Raw genomic sequence first — 15561 nt, 5'->3', positions numbered from 1 at the left:
GTGAGGCAAGGAATGTGAAGGAGAGCGAGATGAACGCGCACCCCTACATCCCGAACTCGGCGCCGGCGGTGCGGCGGGCGATGCTGGCGGCGATCGGGGCGCAGAGCGTCGAGGACTTCTACGCGGACGTGCCCGGCCGCATCCGGCTGGACCGCCCGCTGGACCTGCCGCCGCCGCTGCGCTCCGAGGCCGAGCTGGTCCGGCACGTCGGCGGGCTGCTGCGGCGCAACACCAGCGCCCAGGAGTCGCTGAGCTTCCTCGGCGCCGGGTGCTACCACCACCACGTGCCCGCGGTGGTCGACGAGGTGGTCAACCGGAGCGAGTTCCTCACCGCGTACGCGGGCGAGCCGTACGAGGACCACGGCCGCTTCCAGGCGCTCTGGGAGTACCAGTCGCTGATGGGCGAGCTGCTGGAGATGGACGTCGTGAGCGTGCCGGTGTACGACGGCCACCAGGCCGCCGCCACCGCGCTGCGCATGGCGGGTCGGATCACCGGCGCCCGGCGGCTGCTGCTGGTGACGGCCGTGGACCCGGACAAGCTGTCCAAGATCGAGGACTACGTGCGTCCCGTCCACGACGTGGTGCTCGTGCCGGTGGACCCGGCGACCGGGCTGGCCGACACGGCCGCCGTGCGGGCGGAGCTCGCGGCCGGGGACGTCGCGGCGGTGTTCGCGGAGGCGCCCTCGGCGTCCGGGATCCTGGATCCGGCGCTGCCGTCGCTGGCCGAGATCGCGCACGAGGCCGGGGCCCAGTACGTCGTCGGCTGCAACCCCATCTCCCTGGGGGTGGTGACCCCGCCGGCGGAGTACGGCGCCGACATCGTCTGCGGCGACGTCCAGCCGCTCGGGCTGCCCATGAGCTACGGCGGGATGAACGGCGGCTTCATCGCGACGCGGGACGAGGAGCTCTACGTGAGCGAGTTCCCCTCCCGGCTGTTCGGCCTGGCGCCCACCAGTGTCGAGGGCGAGTACGGCTTCGGCGACGTGGCCTACGAGCGCACCTCATTCGCCGTCCGCGAGGAGGGCAAGGAGTGGGTGGGCACGGCCGCCGCACTGAACGGCATCGCCGCCGGGGTGTTCCTGGCGCTGATGGGTCCGCAGGGCATGCGGGAGGTCGCGGAGACGATCCTGGCGAACACCCGGTACGCGCTGGACCGGCTGGCCCGGGTGCCCGGCGTGGAGGCCCCCTACGCGGACGCGCCCCACTTCGCCGACTTCACCCTCCGCTTCACCGGTTCGCGCTCCGCCGCCGAGGTCGGCGACGCGCTGCTGGACCACGGGATCTTCGGCGGCAGGGTCCTGTCCGGGACCGACGCGCTGTACTGCGTCACCGAGATCCACACCAAGGACGACATCGACCGGCTGGCCGAGACCCTCCAGGAGATCGCCAAGTGAAGACGGGCCCGACCCCCTCCCCCCTCACCCCCGCCGACGCGAAGATCGGGCCGAAGCCCCCGCTGCGCCGGTTCCACCAGGCCCGGTGGGACGAGCCGCTGCTGTTCGAGCTGGGCTCCCCGGGCGAGCGCGGCGTGCTGCCGCCCGCGCCGGGGGTGCCCGCGGACGTCGTCCTCCCGGACGGGCTGCGCCGCGCCGCGCCGCCCGCGCTGCCGGAGCTGTCGCAGCCCCAGGTGCTCCGGCACTACCTGCGGCTGTCGCAGGAGAACCTCGGCGCCGACCTCAACGTCGACGTCGGCCAGGGCACCTGCACCATGAAGTACAGCCCCAAGGTCAACGACCGGTTCGTCCGCGACCCGAAGGTGGCCGGGCTCCACCCGCTGCAGGACGAGCGGACCGTGCAGGGCGTCCTGGAGATCATGTACCGGCTGGAGGGGCTGCTGCGCGAGATCTCCGGCATGGACCGGTTCACGCTCCAGCCGGGCGCCGGCTCCGCCGCGATCTACACCAACGTCGCGATGATCCGCGCCTACTTCGCGGCGCGCGGGGAGGCCGAGACCCGCGACGAGGTCATCACCACGATCTTCTCGCACCCCTCCAACGCGGCCTGCGCCAAGACGGCCGGGTACAAGGTCATCACCCTGTACCCGGACGCCGACGGCTACCCCGACATCGAGGCGCTCAGGCGGGCCGTCGGCCCCCGCACCGCGGCCCTGCTCATCACCAACCCCGAGGACACCGGGCTGTTCAACCCGCGGATCGAGGAGTTCGTCCGGATCGTGCACGAGGCGGGCGGGCTGTGCGCCTACGACCAGGCCAACGCCAACGGCATCCTCGGCATCACCCGCGCCCGCGACACCGGGTTCGACCTGTGCCACTTCAACCTGCACAAGACGTTCTCCACACCGCACGCGTGCGGCGGGCCCGCCGCGGGCGCCTGCGGCGTGACCGCGGAGCTCGCCCCCTACCTGCCGACGCCGACCGTCGAGTTCGACGGCACCCGCTACCGCCTGGACGACGACCGGCCCGAGTCGATCGGGAAGATCCGGCCGTTCTACGGCGTCGTGCCGAACCTGGTCCGCGCCTACGCCTGGATCATGTCACTGGGCGGGGAGGGGCTGCGCGAGGCCGCGGAGACGGCCGTCCTCAACAACAACTACCTGATGGCGAAGGTGCTCCAGATCCGCGGGGCGTCGGTGCCGTACGCGCCGGGACGGCCGCGGATCGAGCAGGTCCGCTACAGCTGGGAGCGGCTCGCCGAGGAGACCGGCGTGCACAGCGGGGACATCGGCCTCCGCGCGGCCGACTTCGGCACCCACTACTGGACGAGCCACCACCCCTACATCGTCCCCGAGCCGATGACGCTGGAGCCGACCGAGTCCTACTCCAGGGCCGACCTCGACGAGTACGCCGCCATCCTCGCCGAGGTCGCCCGGGAGGCCTACGAGGACCCGGAGACCGTCCGGACCGCGCCGCACCGCTCCACCGTGCACCGCGCCCGCGAGGACGTCCTGGACGACCCGGCCACCTGGGCGGTCACCTGGCGCGCCTACCGCCGGAAGGTCCTCGGGGAATGAGGGCGCCGCGATGAGGGTCGGGCTGGTGGTGAACCCGGTCGCCGGGCTCGGCGGCCGGGTCGGGCTCAAGGGCAGCGACGGCGCCGACGTCCAGGAGAAGGCCCGCGCGCTCGGCGCGACGCCGCGCGCGTCGCGCCGCGCCGAGCTCGCGCTGGCGGAACTTTGCTCCCGGCTCGGCGGCCCATTCACGGTGCCGACGGCGGGCGGGCCCATGGGCGAGGACGCCGTCGCGGGCGCCGGGCTGGTCCCCGACGTCCGGTACGAGCCCGGTGAGCCGACCACGCCGGCCGACACCGTGCGCGCCGCGACCGCGCTCGCGCCGCACGTCGACCTGCTGCTGTTCGCGGGCGGCGACGGGACGGCGCGCGACGTGCTGGACGCGGTCGGCTCAGCGGTCCCCGTGCTCGGCGTGCCCACCGGCGTGAAGATGCACTCGGCGGTGTTCGGGGCGACGCCCCGCGCCGCCGGGGAGGCGGCCGCCCTGATGGCCGCGGGCGGCGTGCGGATCCGGGACGCCGAGGTGCTGGACCTGGACGAGGACGCCGTCCGGGACGGCCGGGTCTCCGCGCGCCTGTACGGACACCTGCGGGTGCCCGACATACCGGTGCGCATCCAGCAGCGGAAGGTGGGCGGCACGGTCGCCGACCCGTCGTCGGTGTCCGGCATCGCCGCGGGCCTCGCGGAACGCGCCGGGCCGTCCGATCTGCTGGTGCTCGGGCCCGGCACGACCATGCGCGCCGTGGCGGCCGCCCTCGGCGCCGACGTCCCCCTCATGGGCGTCAACGTGCTGGCGGGCGGCGGGACCGCCGTCGCGGCGGACGTCTCCGCCGCCGAACTGGAGGCGCTGGTGGACACCGCCCCGGCGTGGATAGCCGTGACTCCGATCGGCGGGCAGGGTTTCCTGTTCGGCAGGGGCAACCAGCAGATCTCCCCCGCCGTGCTGCGCGCGGCCGGCCGCGACCGGCTCGCGGTGGTGGCGACCGAGGCCAAGCTCGCCTCGCTCGGCGGCCGGCCCCTGATGGTCGACACCGGCGACGAGGACCTCGACGCCGACCTGCGCGGCCACCTGCCCGTGCTCACCGGCCACGGCCGGTTCGCCATGTACCCCGTCCGATGACCGCCCGAGGAAAGGCAGCGCGAACGTGAACTCACTCGAAGGCAAGACCGCCGTGGTCACCGGGGCCGCGGGCGGCATCGGCCGGGCCGCCGCCGAGCTGATGGCCGGGCTCGGCGCCGCGGTCGTCCTGGCCGACGTCGACCAGGCGGGGGCGGAGGCGGCGTCCGCGATCGGGGCCGCGGGCGGCCGGGCCGCGTTCGTGCGCGGGGACGTCTCCGCCGCGGCCGACTGCGAGCGGATCGTCGCCGCCGCGCGGGACGCCTACGGCGGGGTGGACGTCCTGTTCAACAACGCGGGCATCATCCGCCGCTCCACCGTCCTGGAGATCGGCGAGGACGACTGGGACCTCGTGATGGCCGTCAACGTCAGATCGATCATGTTGATGAGCCGGGCGGCGATACCGTTGATGGCCGCCGCCGGGGGCGGCAGTATCATCAACACCGGCTCCGGCTGGGGCATTCAGGGGGGAGCGCGGGCGGTGTCCTACTGCGCCTCCAAGGGGGCCGTGGTGAACATGACCCGGGCCATGGCGATCGACCACGGGCCGCAGAACATCCGGGTCAACTGCGTGTGCCCCGGCGACACCGACACCGGCATGCTCGCCGAGGAGGCCCGCCAGCTCGGCGAGCCGGCGGAGGCGTTCTACGCCGACGCGGCGGACCGCCCCCTCGGCCGGATCGGCAGGCCCGCCGACATCGCGGCAATGGTGGCGTTCCTCGCGGGCGACCAGGCCTCGTTCGTCAGCGGAGCGGTCATCCCCGTCGACGGCGCGGGCACGGCCTGACCGTCCGGTCACCCCAGGAGAGGAAGACGACAGCATGCCGATCGACCGCCGCCCCCTGCGCGAACAGATCAAGGACGAGATCCTGGACCGGCTGGGCAAGGGCGAGTTCGCCCCCGAGCAGGCGATCAACGAGATGGTGCTGGCCGCCGACCTCGGCGTCAGCCGCACCCCGCTCCGCGAGGCGCTGATCGGGCTGGAGCGCGAGGGCATCATCGTGAGCGAGCGCGGCAAGGGGTTCCGGTTCGCGCCGATGAGCCCCGAGGAGTTCGACGACCTCACCACGATCGTCGCCGCGCTGGAGTCGCTGGCGGTGGAGCTGACCGACCCCGAGTTCCTGCGCTCGGTCGCCCCCCGGCTGCTGGAGGAGGCCCGCGCGTTCTCCGTCCCCGAGGCGGAGCACGCGGTGATAGAGCGCTACGACGACGCCTGGCACGACCTTCTGCTCTCCGGCTGCCCGAACGAGCGCCTGATGGACCTCATCACCTCCCTGAAGCTCACCATGCACCGCTACGAGCGCGTCGTGGTGGGCGACTGGGAGGTCCTGGAGCGCTCGGCCGAGGAGCACGAGCGGATCGCCGAGCGCCTGGTCGCCTCGGACGTCGAGGGCGCCGTCGAGGCCCTGAAGGCCAACTGGCAGAGCGGCAAGGACCGGATCCTCGCCCGCCTCACCGAGCGCTGACGAATGCAATACCATATTTCACCTGCAGTCTTCTGCTCCCTGCCCACCCGTCACCGAGGCCCGGGGGTCGCGAACCCGATGCTGAACCTGCCCTCGCTCGGCCCGCGGAAGAGCGTCCGGGTCCAGATCGCCCACGCGCTGCGCGCGGCGATCGTCAGCGGTGAGATGCGCTCCGGCGTCGTCTACTCGGCTCCGGCCATCGCCGAGCGGTTCGGGGTGTCGCCGACCCCCGTCCGGGAGGCCATGATCGACCTGGCCCGGGAGGGGCTGGTCGAGGTCGTCCGCAACAAGGGCTTCCGGGTCAGCGAGCTGTCCGACCACGAGCTGGACGAGATCACCGACGTCCGGGCGCTGATCGAGATCCCCGCCGTCGTGCGGGTCGCGCGGGCCGGCCGGGCCGCGGAGGTCCGCGCGCTGCGGCCGCTCGCGGAGGAGATCGTCGCGGCGGCCGAGAAGCGGGACGTGCTCGCCTACATCGACACCGACCACCGCTTCCACCTCGCCCTGCTCGGGCTCGGCGGCAACGCCCAGCTCGTCCGGCTGGTGAGCGAGCTGCGCTACAAGTCGCGGCTCTACGGCGTGCCGACGCTGGCGGAGCGGGGCGAGCTCGAACCGTCCGCGCGCGAGCACGAGGAGCTGATCGAGGCGGTGGCGAGCGGCGACGCGCGGGCCACCGAGGCGCTCATGCGCCACCACCTGCGGCACGTCCGCGGCATCTGGGCCGACCGGCCCGAGGGCCGGTGACGGCCGACCGGCCCGAGGGCCGGTGACGGCGCCCGCTCAGCACAGGTCCCACGACGGCACCGGCCCGGGCGGCGGCGGTGACAGGAGGGCCGCCGACCCCTCCGGCAGCGGAAGGGTGAAATAGACCGCCTTGCCGGATACCGGGGTCGGACCGAGCCGGGCTCGGGCGGGGCGGACGCCCCAGCGTCCACCCGCCTCTCCGGTGAGCGCGTTCACGAGCAGCAGGCCGCGTCCGCCGCAGGCGTCTGAGGGCCCGCCACCGAGCAGGGCGTCGGTGTCCGCCGGCCCGGTGGCGACCGGACCGCGCCAGGGTCCGGCGTCGAACACCTCGAAGGTGAGCCGCAGGGAGGGACGGCGGGCGAGATGCGCCCACACCTCGGCGCGCTCCCGGTCGCCGTGCACGACGGCGTTGGTGGCGAGCTCGGAGATGACCGTCTGGGCGTCGCGGACGGCGGCCGAGGGCAGGCCCAGTTCACCGAGCACCGACCGGGCGATGGAGCGCGCGACCGCCGCCGCCCTGGGACCGGGCGGCAGAGGCCAGGCCCGGAAGGCGCCGGCGGCCGGTTCCGCACCCGCCATCTCCGCTGTCTGCGACTGTTCCGGCATAAGCGATCGCTTTCCACGAGAATTTCCCGGGGGCGCGTTCGGCCCCCAGGAGAGGCAAAGGGGTGAGAAGGGCTCTCCTGGAGGCCGACGAGACGGGGTCTCCCTTCTTCCATCCGCGCGATCACGGCCCAGAAGACCGAGGGTGAGGGGCCGCTGATACCGGATCGCCTACCTTTGTGGAGGAGTACGGGAATTATTGCGGCCGGTCCGAGTCGGACGTCATCGGCTGATGCATAATTTCCAGCTATGGATCTCGACATCAGTCACCTTCGCATGGTGTGCGCGATGGCGGAGACCGGGAGCGTCACCCGGGCGGCGGCCCGGATGGGGATGTCCCAGCCGGCGATGTCGAACCAGCTCCGCCGGGTCGAGGAGATCGTCGGCGGGGCGCTGTTCACCCGCAGCCGGTCCGGCCTGGAGCCGACCCCGCTCGGGAGCCAGGTCATCAGCCGGGCGCGGACGATCCTGTCGGAGATGGACACCCTGTTCGGCGACCTGCGCGGACCGCGCGGACCGCAGGAGGCCCTCGGCCTCGGGTGCGTCCATCTCGCCTGCGTGGGGAGCATCGTCGCGCGGGTCGGCGAGGCGCTTCCCGACCGCGAGATCTCGCTGCGCATCGAGCCCTCCTCCGCCCTGCTGGGCGACGCCCTCGCCCGCGGCCATCTCGACGCGGCGCTGCTCGGGCTCATGGAGGGGTTCGACATCCCGCTGGCGGCGCCGGTGGTCACCCGCACCCTGGTGCCGCGCTACCCGATCTTCGTCACCCTGTCCGCGAACCATCCGCTCGCCGACCGGGACGAGATCGACCTGTTCGACCTGCGCGACGAGTCGTGGGTGGCCCCGCCGGGCGCCGACGACGGCTCGCTGTCGTCCCTGCGGGCCTCGTGCCGGGCCGCCGGCTTCGAGCCGATCGTGCGCTACGAGGCGCCGAGCGGGTCGGCGTGCCCGCTGGTCGCGGCGGGGCACGGCGTCCGGCTGGTGGATCCGTCCTGGCCGCCGCAGCCCGGCACGGTCGTGCGGCCCCTGGCCGGGGAGCCGCAGGTCGCCAGGCTGATCGTGGCCTGGCGCCGCGACCGCCTGGGCGAGGAGGAGGCCGCGGCGCTCTACCGGGGGCTGGCGGCCGCCTACGTCGAGCACACCGACACCCACCCGGCCTTCGGCGCCTGGTGGCACGCCCATCCCCAGGTCCACCCGCTGGTCTGAACCCGCGGATGTGATCAAGCCGCGCCGGGGCGGGAGGCCGGGCTCCGGGCCGTCTACGTGGCGGTATTCTGATCGTGGGTGAGGAGGGCGTATGGATCCGGTGGCCGATGCCATGGTCGGGCTGCCGGACCTCGGCGGCCAGAGCAGTCTGCGCGGTCAGGTGGCCGAGGCGCTGCGCAAGGCGCTGGCGACGGGCACGCTGCGCTCGGGCGTCGTGTACTCCGCCCCCGCCCTGGCGGACGAGTTCGGGATCTCCCCCACGCCGGTCCGCGAAGCCATGATCGACCTGGTGCGGGACGGCCTGTTCGAGGCCGTGCGCAACCGGGGCTTCCGCGTCGTGCGGCCGTCCGCCCGCGACCTCGCCGAACTCACCGAGATCAGGGAACTGGTCGAGGTCCCCGCCGTCGCCCGGCTGGCCGGCGCCGTTCCCGAGGCGGCCCGCCCGCGCCTGCGCGCCCTCGCGGAGGAGGCCCTCGCGGCCGCGCGGGAAGGCGACCCGATCGGCTTCCTCGACGCCGACCACCGGTTCCACTCGGAACTGCTCGAACTCACCGGCAACCGGACGCTGGTCCAGACGATCCTCGACCTGCGCGGCCGCTCGCAGATGCACGGCCTCATCCGTCCGGCCTCGACGGAGACGCTGGTGGCGTCGGCGGAGGAGCACCTCGCGCTGCTGGACGCGCTGGTCGCGGGCGACGCCGAGGAGGCGCGGGAGCTCATGACGCGCCACCTCGACCACGTGCGGGGCGGCCACCGCTGACCGCGGCCCCCGTCCACGGGGCGCTTGGCCGGATCCGGCCGCAACTCGTCCGAGCTGGGCCTTCGTCGGAGCGATCACTCTTGGCAAGTGACGTTTCACATTTTACAGTGCAATTTCACATTGTATTAGCGGACGCCGCGGCCGGACGCCGCGGCACCCCCGTCCGCGAAGGAGGAACCCCCGTATGGTCCGCCCGAAGCGCAGAAGGGCCGCCGCGGCCGTCGCCGTGGCCGCCGCTCTGACCGCGGCCTCACTGACCGCGCCGGCCCGCGCCGACGCCCCCGGTGGCCGTGGCGCGCCCCCCGCCCCCTCCCCCGACCGCAGGTCCCAGACCCAGATCCAGCAGGAGGCCAAGGAGACACTCGTCAAGCAGATCGCCAAGGACCAGGGCGTCCCGGCGGCCGAGGCGCGCCGCCGGGCCGACCGGCAGCCCGCGCAGTTCAAGCTGGCCGCGCGGCTCGGCAAGGATCTCGGCGCGGCGTACGGCGGCGCCTGGATCGACCAGGCGCACGGCGGCGAGCTCACCGTCGGCGTCACCGGCGCCGGCGCCTCGGCCGCGGTGCGGTCGAAGGCGAGGAGCGCCGGACTGGGCGCCACCAGGACGAAGAAGGTCCGGTACGGCTTCGCGCATCTCCAGCGGGTGTCCGCCTCGCTGGCCAAGCGGGTCGCCAAGGCCAACAAGGGCGCGGAGAACGGCCTGCAGACCGGCATCGTCACGTCGGGGAACGTGGTCAAGCTGAGCAGCCTCAAGGGCGCCGCGCTCACCCCGGCCCAGCGCGACGTCGTCGGCTGGGCGCGGCGGACGTTCGGCGGCGCCGTCCAGGTGTCGACCTACGCCCACAAGTCGGTGCCCCGGTACTGCCAGGACGACTACGCCTGCGACCCGCCGCTGCGGTCCGGCCTCGCCATCTTCACCGGCGGGGCGCGCTGCACCAGCGCGTTCATGACGTACTCGGGGAGCCGGTACTACATGCTGACCGCCGGCCACTGCGCCGAACTCGGCTACTGGTGGGACGTGTCCACCTACAGCTACGGCTACCAGAACGTCGGCGGCGCCGCGGACTACACCTTCGGCTGGTACGGCGACTACGCGGCCGTGTCGGTCGACGACCCGGGCTGGTGGCAGCCCAGAGGGTGGGTGCTCCCCCAGACGTCCATCTACGGAAGCGAGGGCGACTACGTCGGCGGATACGTCTGCAAGCAGGGCTCGACCACCGGGTACACCTGCGGGACGATCACGGAGGTCGACGCCACCGTCTCCTACCCGGACCGGACGCTGTCCGGCATGACCTGGAGCACCGCGTGCGACGGCCCCGGTGACAGCGGCAGCGGGGTCTTCGACGGCAACTACGCCCACGGCATCCTGAGCGGCGGCCCGAACTCGGGGTGCGGAATGATCCACGAGCCCATCGGCCGGGCCCTGTCCGGCCTCGGGGTGTCACTGCTCAGCGGCTGACCTCGTCGGCCACGCGTTCAGGGGCGGTGCCGTGCCCGGAGATCCGGGCACGGCACCGCCCCACACGCGCGCCGGAACGTCAGTCGTTGAGGGACTGCATCCAGAGCTCGATCTCCTCGGGGTGGCGCGGCAGCGCGGAGGACATCAGGCGGGCGCCGGTCTCGGTGACGAGCACGTCGTCCTCGATGCGGACGCCGATGCCGCGCAGTTCCGGAGGCAGCGTCAGGTCGTCCGGCTGAAGGTAGAGGCCCGGCTCCACGGTCAGCACGTGCCCGGGGTGCAGCTCCCCGTCGAGGTACTGGGACGCCCGGGCCGCCGCGCAGTCGTGGACGTCCATGCCGAGCATGTGCCCGCTGCTGCAGAGGGTGTAGCGGCGGTAGATGCCCGACTCGGGGTCGAGCGCGTCCTCCGCGCTGCGCAGCACGCCCCAGTCCTGGAGGCCCTCGGCGATGACGCGCATCGCGGCCATGTGGAAGTCGCGGAACCGGGCGCCCGGCCGGACGGCCGCGAGCCCCGCCTCCTGCGCGTGGTAGACGAGGTCGTAGACCTGCCGCTGCCGCGGGGTGAACCACCCGCTCATCGGGAGGGTGCGGGTGATGTCGGCGGTGTAGAGGGTGTCGGTCTCCACCCCGGCGTCGAGCAGGAGCATCTCGCCGAGGCGCAGCGTGCCGTCGTTGCGCGTCCAGTGCAGGACGCACCCGTGCGCGCCGGCCGCGGCGATGGTCTCGTATCCGACGCCGTTGCCCTTGATGCGCGCGACGCGCTCGAAGGTGCCCTCCACCCACCGCTCGCCGCGCGGCATCCCGGTGACGCGCTTCAGACCGGCGGCGACCGCGGTGAAGCCGTCCACCGTGTGGTCGACGGCGGCCTGGAGCTGGGCGATCTCCCAGTCGTCCTTGACCAGGCGGAGTTCGGCGGCGCAGGCGGCCAGTTCGGCGTCGGCCTCAGGGGCGCGGGCCGGGACGGCCCGGTCGACCTCGGGGTCCACTCCGCGGATCACCCGGGTCGGAACCGAGCCGCGGAGCGCGTCGGCCAGGTCGTCCAGCGGCGCGCAGGCGAGCCCGAGCTTCTCCTCGGTCTCGGCGAGGGCGGCGCGGGGGCCGACCCAGAACTCCCCGTGCCGGCGGTCGCGGAAGAAGCCGGCGTCGTCGCGCGGGGACCGGGGCCGGTGGTAGAGGACGGCGTCGTGCCCGCTTCCCGTCGGCTCCATCACCAGGACGACGCCGGTACCGGTGTCCTTGGCGGTGTCCCCGGTGAGATGGGCGTAGGCGGTGTGCGGACGGTAGCGGTAGTCGCAGTCGTTGCTGCGCACCTTCGGCGGGCCGGCGGGCAGGACGAGCCGCTCGCCGGGAAAGAGGGCCGACAGCGCCGCGCGGCGCTTCTCCGCGTACGGCGCCACGGACTGGCGCACCGGAAGCGGTTTCCCGCTCGGGGCCCAGTCACGGGTCATGAAGGAGGCGAGGGTCTCGGATACGGGCAGGTCGTGGCTGCCCGTCGCGAAACGGCCGGCTGCAGGGTCGTCCATGTGAAAGTCCTGGAGGTGGAGATTCGATAACGGGGCTTGTAGTGCAATTGCACTGTACTATTTTATATGGCACTCCGCCCGACGATGCACGGAGACGCCATGAAACGTCCGGCCAGGACCTGCCTCGCCCTCTCCCTCTCCCTCGCGGCCGCCGCAGGCGGCGCCTCCGCCTGCGGCTCGGGCGACGACTCCTCCGCCGCCAGGTCCGGGGGCACCCTCACCGTCCTGTACACGCAGGACTTCGCCCATCTCGACCCGCAGCGCAACTACGTCATGTTCGCGATGGACTTCGGCACGCGGCTCCTCTACCGGACGCTCACCACCTACGCCGCGAAGGAGGGCCAGGAGGGCACGAAGGTCGTCCCGGACCTCGCGGCCGACACCGGCACCACCTCCGACAACGGCAGGACGTGGACCTTCCGCCTCAAGCCGGGCCTGAAGTTCGAGGACGGGACGCCCATCACCAGCGCCGACGTCAAGTACGGGGTCGAGCGCTCGTTCGCGCCCGACCTGCCGGAAGGCCCCGGGTACGCCCGGACGATGCTGAAGGGCGGCGACGCCTACAAGGGGCCGTACAAGGACAAGGGCGGCCTCGACTCAATCTCGACGCCGGACGCGCGGACGATCGTGTTCCGGCTGAAGGAACCGTCGATGGACTGGCCGAAGGTCACCACGCTGCCGACGTTCGCCCCCGTCCCCAAGGCCAAGGACACCGGCGTCAACTTCGACAAGCGCCCCTTCTCCTCCGGTCCCTACAAGGTCGAGTCCTACGACCGCGGCCAGCGGCTGATCCTCGTCAGGAACACGCACTGGGACAGGGCCACCGACGGCGTCCGCCAGGCCAACCCGGACAGGATCGTGGTGGAGGAGGGCCTCGCCCAGGCCACGATCGACCAGCGGCTCATCGCCGACCAGGGCAAGGACCAGCGGGCCGTCACGCTGTACTCGGTCGCCGCGGCGAGCATGCCCCGCATTCTCACCCGCCCGGACGTGAAGAAGCGGTTCGTCAGCGCGACCAGCCTGTGCACCCGGTTCCTGGCGATGAACACCTCGAAGCCGCCGTTCGACGATCCCAAGGTGCGGCAGGCGATGCAGTACGCGGTCGACAAGGAGGCCTACCGCACCGCGCACGGCGGCAGCGGCGTCGGCGAACTGGCCGGCTCCTACCTCCCGCCCGCCATGACCGGCGGGCGGGCGCAGGACGTCTACCAGGCGCCGCCGAACGGAGACCCCGCCAAGGCCAAGCAGATGCTCGCCGCGGCCGGCAAGGGCGCCGGGTTCTCGATCGACCTGACGACGACCAGCAGCGAGCTCGGCAAGGCCGAGGCCGAGGCGGTGCAGCAGTCCCTCGCCCGCGTCGGGGTGAAGGTCAAGATCAACTCCGTCGCCAAGAGCGTCTACTACGACACCATCGGCGACACGGCGAAGGAGGACGAGCTCGTCTTCTACGGGTGGTGCGCCGACTACCCGTCCGCGGCCTCGTTCATCCCGCCGATCTTCGACGGGCGCAACATCGCGCCCAAGGGCAACACCGTCGTCTCGCAGCTGAACGACGAGGGCGTCAACGAGAAGATCGGCGCGGCGGTGAAGGGGAACGACCCGGCCGCGTGGACGGCGCTCGACCGGGAGCTGATGGGCCTGTCGCCGATGGTCCCGCTGATCCACGACAAGCTGCCGCTGCTGCGCGGCTCCAAGGTCACCGGCACGTTCGGCCACGCCATCTGGGAAGGCGAGTTCGACTTCGCCACCATCGGGGTGATGTAGTGGCCGCCCCGCCCCTCATCGAGGCGGCGGGCGGCGTGCCGGCGCCCGCCGGCCGGTCGCCGTGGGCGCTGGCCGGCGGGCGGCTCCGCCGCGACCCGGCCGCCCTCGCCGGACTGGCGATCGTCGCGCTGTTCGTGCTGCTCGCGCTCGCCGCCCCGCTGCTCACCGCCCTCAACGGGCACGGCCCGAACGAGTTCCACCCGGAAAAGATCGACAAGGCGCTCGCCGGGGCGCCCAAGGGGGCGTTCGGCGGGATCGACGGCGACTTCTGGCTGGGCGTCGAGCCCGGCACCGGCAGGGACGTGTTCAGCCGCATGGTCTACGGCGCCCGGATCTCGCTGCTGATCTCCGTCGCGGCGACCTGCGTCGCCACCGCGGCCGGCACCGCCCTCGGGCTCACCGCGGGCTTCGCCGGCGGCCGGATCGACGCGGCGATCAGCCGCGTCATGGACCTGGTGCTGTCGTTCCCGCAGCTCATCTTCATGATCGCTCTGGTGTCGGTGCTGCCCGAGGGGAACCGGACGCTGGAGCTCGTGTTCGTCATGGGCTTCTTCGGCTGGCCCTACATCGGGCGCATCGTCCGGGGGCAGGCGCTCTCGCTGCGCCACCGGGAGTTCGTGGAGGCCGCGCGCGCCACCGGCATGCCGCGCCACCGGATCGTCTTCCGCGAGGTCATGCCCAACCTGCTGGCGCCGGTCCTGGTGTACGCGACGCTCACCATCCCGGTCAACATCGGCACCGAGGCGGCGCTGTCGTTCCTCGGGATCGGCGTCCGGCCGCCGAACGCGTCATGGGGGCAGATGATGGCCAAGGCGATCGACTGGTACCAGGTGGACCCGACGTTCTTCGTGGTCCCCGGCGTCTGCCTGCTGCTGACCGTGCTGGCGTTCACGCTGCTCGGCGACGCCTTCCGCGACGCCCTCGACCCGAAGGGGGCGGGCCGGTGATCCGGTACGTCGCGGTGCGCCTGGCCGGGGTCGCCGGGGTGCTGCTCGTCATCTGCGCGGTGACCTTCACGATCTTCTACGTGCTCCCCGCCGATCCGGCGCTGCAGGCGTGCGGCAAGTCGTGCACGCCGGAGCGGCTCGCGATGCTCCACCACCAGATGGGGCTGGACCGGCCCCTGTGGCGGCAGTTCGCCGACTACCTCGGCGGCATCTTCGCGGGCCGCAGCTACGGCACCGGGGCGCAGGCCGTCCAGTGCCACTTTCCGTGCCTCGGGTTCTCCTACCAGAACAACATGCCGGTCTGGGACCTGATGATGCGCCGGCTGCCGACCACGGTCTCGATCGGGATCGGCGCGGCGGTCCTGTGGCTCGCCGGCGGCGTGACCGTCGGCGTCGTCTCGGCGCTGCGCAAGGACTCGCTGCTCGACCGGACGCTGATGGTGGGCACGCTCACCTCCGCGTCCCTGCCGATCTACTTCACGGCGATGGCGCTGACCGTCCTGGTCGTCCAGATCGGCGGGCTGCTCCCCTACTCCAGCTACGCGCCGTTCGCGGAGGACCCCGTCACCTGGGGCAAGAACCTCGTCCTGCCGTGGGTCGCGCTCGCGCTGCTGTACGCGGCGATGTACGCGCGGCTGTCCCGGGCGTCGATGGTGGAGACGATGGCCGAGCCCTACATCCGGACGGCACGCGCCAAGGGCCTGCCCGAGCGGACGGTCGTCGGCAAGCACGGGCTGCGGGCCGGGCTCACCCCCGTCCTCACCGTCTTCGGGATGGACCTCGGCGCGCTGCTCGGCGGAGCCGTGATCACCGAGAGCGTGTTCGGGCTGCCGGGCATCGGGCGGCTCACCATCGACTCGATCGACAAGTCCGACCAGCCGGTCGTGATGGGCGTCGCGCTGCTGGCCGCGTTCTTCATCACGTTCGCCAACCTCGTCGTGGATCTGCTCTACGCGGCGATCGATCCGCAGGTGAGATACGCATGAGCGAAGCGATTCCGGGGGG

14 protein-coding genes are annotated in these 15561 nt (G+C 72.8%); 12 read left to right on the top strand and 2 right to left on the bottom strand.

Annotated features, from left to right (window positions below; all coding sequences use genetic code 11):
- The first annotated feature begins 29 nt into the window (after positions 1–29).
- The 6 genes from gcvPA (at position 30) to AB0C21_RS11830 (ending at position 6295) form a co-directional block, all read left to right on the top strand.
- A complete protein-coding gene (gene gcvPA / locus AB0C21_RS11855; protein WP_500204007.1) occupies positions 30–1394 on the top strand; it encodes an aminomethyl-transferring glycine dehydrogenase subunit GcvPA in 1365 nt (454 codons plus the stop codon).
- Positions 1391–2971 (top strand): aminomethyl-transferring glycine dehydrogenase subunit GcvPB, encoded by a 1581-nt coding sequence (gcvPB, locus tag AB0C21_RS11850; RefSeq protein WP_500204006.1) that lies wholly within the window; start codon positions 1391–1393, stop codon positions 2969–2971. The genes gcvPA and gcvPB overlap by 4 nt, the downstream gene beginning before the upstream one ends.
- Before the next feature lie 10 nt (positions 2972–2981).
- The gene (locus AB0C21_RS11845; protein ID WP_500204005.1) at positions 2982–4088 is read left to right on the top strand and encodes an ATP-NAD kinase family protein; all 1107 of its coding nucleotides are present in this window, start codon (positions 2982–2984) and stop codon (positions 4086–4088) included.
- Positions 4089–4113: 25 nt separating this feature from the next.
- Positions 4114–4872, top strand: coding sequence for an SDR family NAD(P)-dependent oxidoreductase (locus tag AB0C21_RS11840; RefSeq protein WP_500204004.1), 759 nt, complete (start codon positions 4114–4116; stop codon positions 4870–4872).
- Between the two features lie 34 nt (positions 4873–4906).
- A complete protein-coding gene (locus AB0C21_RS11835) occupies positions 4907–5551 on the top strand; it encodes a GntR family transcriptional regulator (RefSeq protein WP_500204003.1) in 645 nt (214 codons plus the stop codon).
- A gap of 78 nt (positions 5552–5629) precedes the next feature.
- Positions 5630–6295, top strand: coding sequence for a GntR family transcriptional regulator (locus AB0C21_RS11830; protein WP_500204002.1), 666 nt, complete (start codon positions 5630–5632; stop codon positions 6293–6295).
- 36 nt (positions 6296–6331) lie between these two features.
- Here AB0C21_RS11830 and AB0C21_RS11825 read toward each other — a convergent pair whose 3' ends face one another.
- Positions 6332–6874 carry an ATP-binding protein gene (locus tag AB0C21_RS11825; protein WP_500204001.1) on the bottom strand — a complete coding sequence of 181 codons (543 nt, stop codon included), beginning with the start codon at positions 6872–6874 and terminating at the stop codon, positions 6332–6334.
- A gap of 273 nt (positions 6875–7147) precedes the next feature.
- Here AB0C21_RS11825 and AB0C21_RS11820 point away from each other — a divergent pair, with 273 nt between their 5' ends.
- The 3 genes from AB0C21_RS11820 to AB0C21_RS11810 all read left to right on the top strand — a co-directional run bounded on the left by AB0C21_RS11820 (position 7148) and on the right by AB0C21_RS11810 (position 10320).
- Entirely contained in the window at positions 7148–8104 is a 957-nt protein-coding gene (locus AB0C21_RS11820; RefSeq protein WP_500204000.1) for a LysR family transcriptional regulator, read from the top strand.
- A gap of 91 nt (positions 8105–8195) precedes the next feature.
- On the top strand, positions 8196–8864 hold the full coding sequence (locus AB0C21_RS11815; protein ID WP_500203999.1) for a GntR family transcriptional regulator: 669 nt from the start codon (positions 8196–8198) through the stop codon (positions 8862–8864).
- Positions 8865–9048: 184 nt separating this feature from the next.
- Positions 9049–10320 (top strand): S1 family peptidase, encoded by a 1272-nt coding sequence (locus tag AB0C21_RS11810; RefSeq protein WP_500203998.1) that lies wholly within the window; start codon positions 9049–9051, stop codon positions 10318–10320.
- Between the two features lie 79 nt (positions 10321–10399).
- Here the strand turns inward: AB0C21_RS11810 and AB0C21_RS11805 are convergent, their stop codons facing one another.
- The gene (locus AB0C21_RS11805; RefSeq protein WP_500203997.1) at positions 10400–11845 is read right to left on the bottom strand and encodes an aminopeptidase P family protein; all 1446 of its coding nucleotides are present in this window, start codon (positions 11843–11845) and stop codon (positions 10400–10402) included.
- Between the two features lie 99 nt (positions 11846–11944).
- On the opposite strand from AB0C21_RS11805, the gene AB0C21_RS11800 reads away from it, so the two are divergent.
- Genes AB0C21_RS11800 through AB0C21_RS11790 form a run of 3 tightly spaced genes read left to right on the top strand, consistent with a single transcriptional unit; the run spans position 11945 to position 15542 of the window.
- Positions 11945–13609 (top strand): ABC transporter substrate-binding protein, encoded by a 1665-nt coding sequence (locus AB0C21_RS11800; RefSeq protein WP_500203996.1) that lies wholly within the window; start codon positions 11945–11947, stop codon positions 13607–13609.
- Entirely contained in the window at positions 13609–14556 is a 948-nt protein-coding gene (locus AB0C21_RS11795; protein ID WP_149261516.1) for an ABC transporter permease, read from the top strand. The genes AB0C21_RS11800 and AB0C21_RS11795 overlap by 1 nt, the downstream gene beginning before the upstream one ends.
- The gene (locus AB0C21_RS11790) at positions 14553–15542 is read left to right on the top strand and encodes an ABC transporter permease (RefSeq protein WP_500203995.1); all 990 of its coding nucleotides are present in this window, start codon (positions 14553–14555) and stop codon (positions 15540–15542) included. The genes AB0C21_RS11795 and AB0C21_RS11790 overlap by 4 nt, the downstream gene beginning before the upstream one ends.
- The last annotated feature ends 19 nt before the right edge of the window (positions 15543–15561 follow it).

It is taken from the genome of Spirillospora sp. NPDC049024 (assembly GCF_040649235.1).
Classification (GTDB): domain Bacteria; phylum Actinomycetota; class Actinomycetes; order Streptosporangiales; family Streptosporangiaceae; genus Spirillospora.
This window is presented reverse-complemented; position numbering and strand designations above follow the sequence as displayed.

Bases quoted from the DNA above. Each gene is read 5' to 3' on its own strand.
- gcvPA (WP_500204007.1), top strand. From the start codon at position 30: ATGAACGCGCACCCCTACATCCCGAACTCGGCGCCGGCGGTGCGGCGG.
- AB0C21_RS11845 (WP_500204005.1), top strand. From the start codon at position 2,982: ATGAGGGTCGGGCTGGTGGTGAACCCGGTCGCCGGGCTCGGCGGCCGG.
- AB0C21_RS11835 (WP_500204003.1), top strand. From the start codon at position 4,907: ATGCCGATCGACCGCCGCCCCCTGCGCGAACAGATCAAGGACGAGATC.
- AB0C21_RS11830 (WP_500204002.1), top strand. From the start codon at position 5,630: ATGCTGAACCTGCCCTCGCTCGGCCCGCGGAAGAGCGTCCGGGTCCAG.
- AB0C21_RS11825 (WP_500204001.1), bottom strand. From the start codon at position 6,874: ATGGCGGGTGCGGAACCGGCCGCCGGCGCCTTCCGGGCCTGGCCTCTG.
- AB0C21_RS11820 (WP_500204000.1), top strand. From the start codon at position 7,148: ATGGATCTCGACATCAGTCACCTTCGCATGGTGTGCGCGATGGCGGAG.
- AB0C21_RS11815 (WP_500203999.1), top strand. From the start codon at position 8,196: ATGGATCCGGTGGCCGATGCCATGGTCGGGCTGCCGGACCTCGGCGGC.
- AB0C21_RS11810 (WP_500203998.1), top strand. From the start codon at position 9,049: ATGGTCCGCCCGAAGCGCAGAAGGGCCGCCGCGGCCGTCGCCGTGGCC.
- AB0C21_RS11805 (WP_500203997.1), bottom strand. From the start codon at position 11,845: ATGGACGACCCTGCAGCCGGCCGTTTCGCGACGGGCAGCCACGACCTG.
- AB0C21_RS11800 (WP_500203996.1), top strand. From the start codon at position 11,945: ATGAAACGTCCGGCCAGGACCTGCCTCGCCCTCTCCCTCTCCCTCGCG.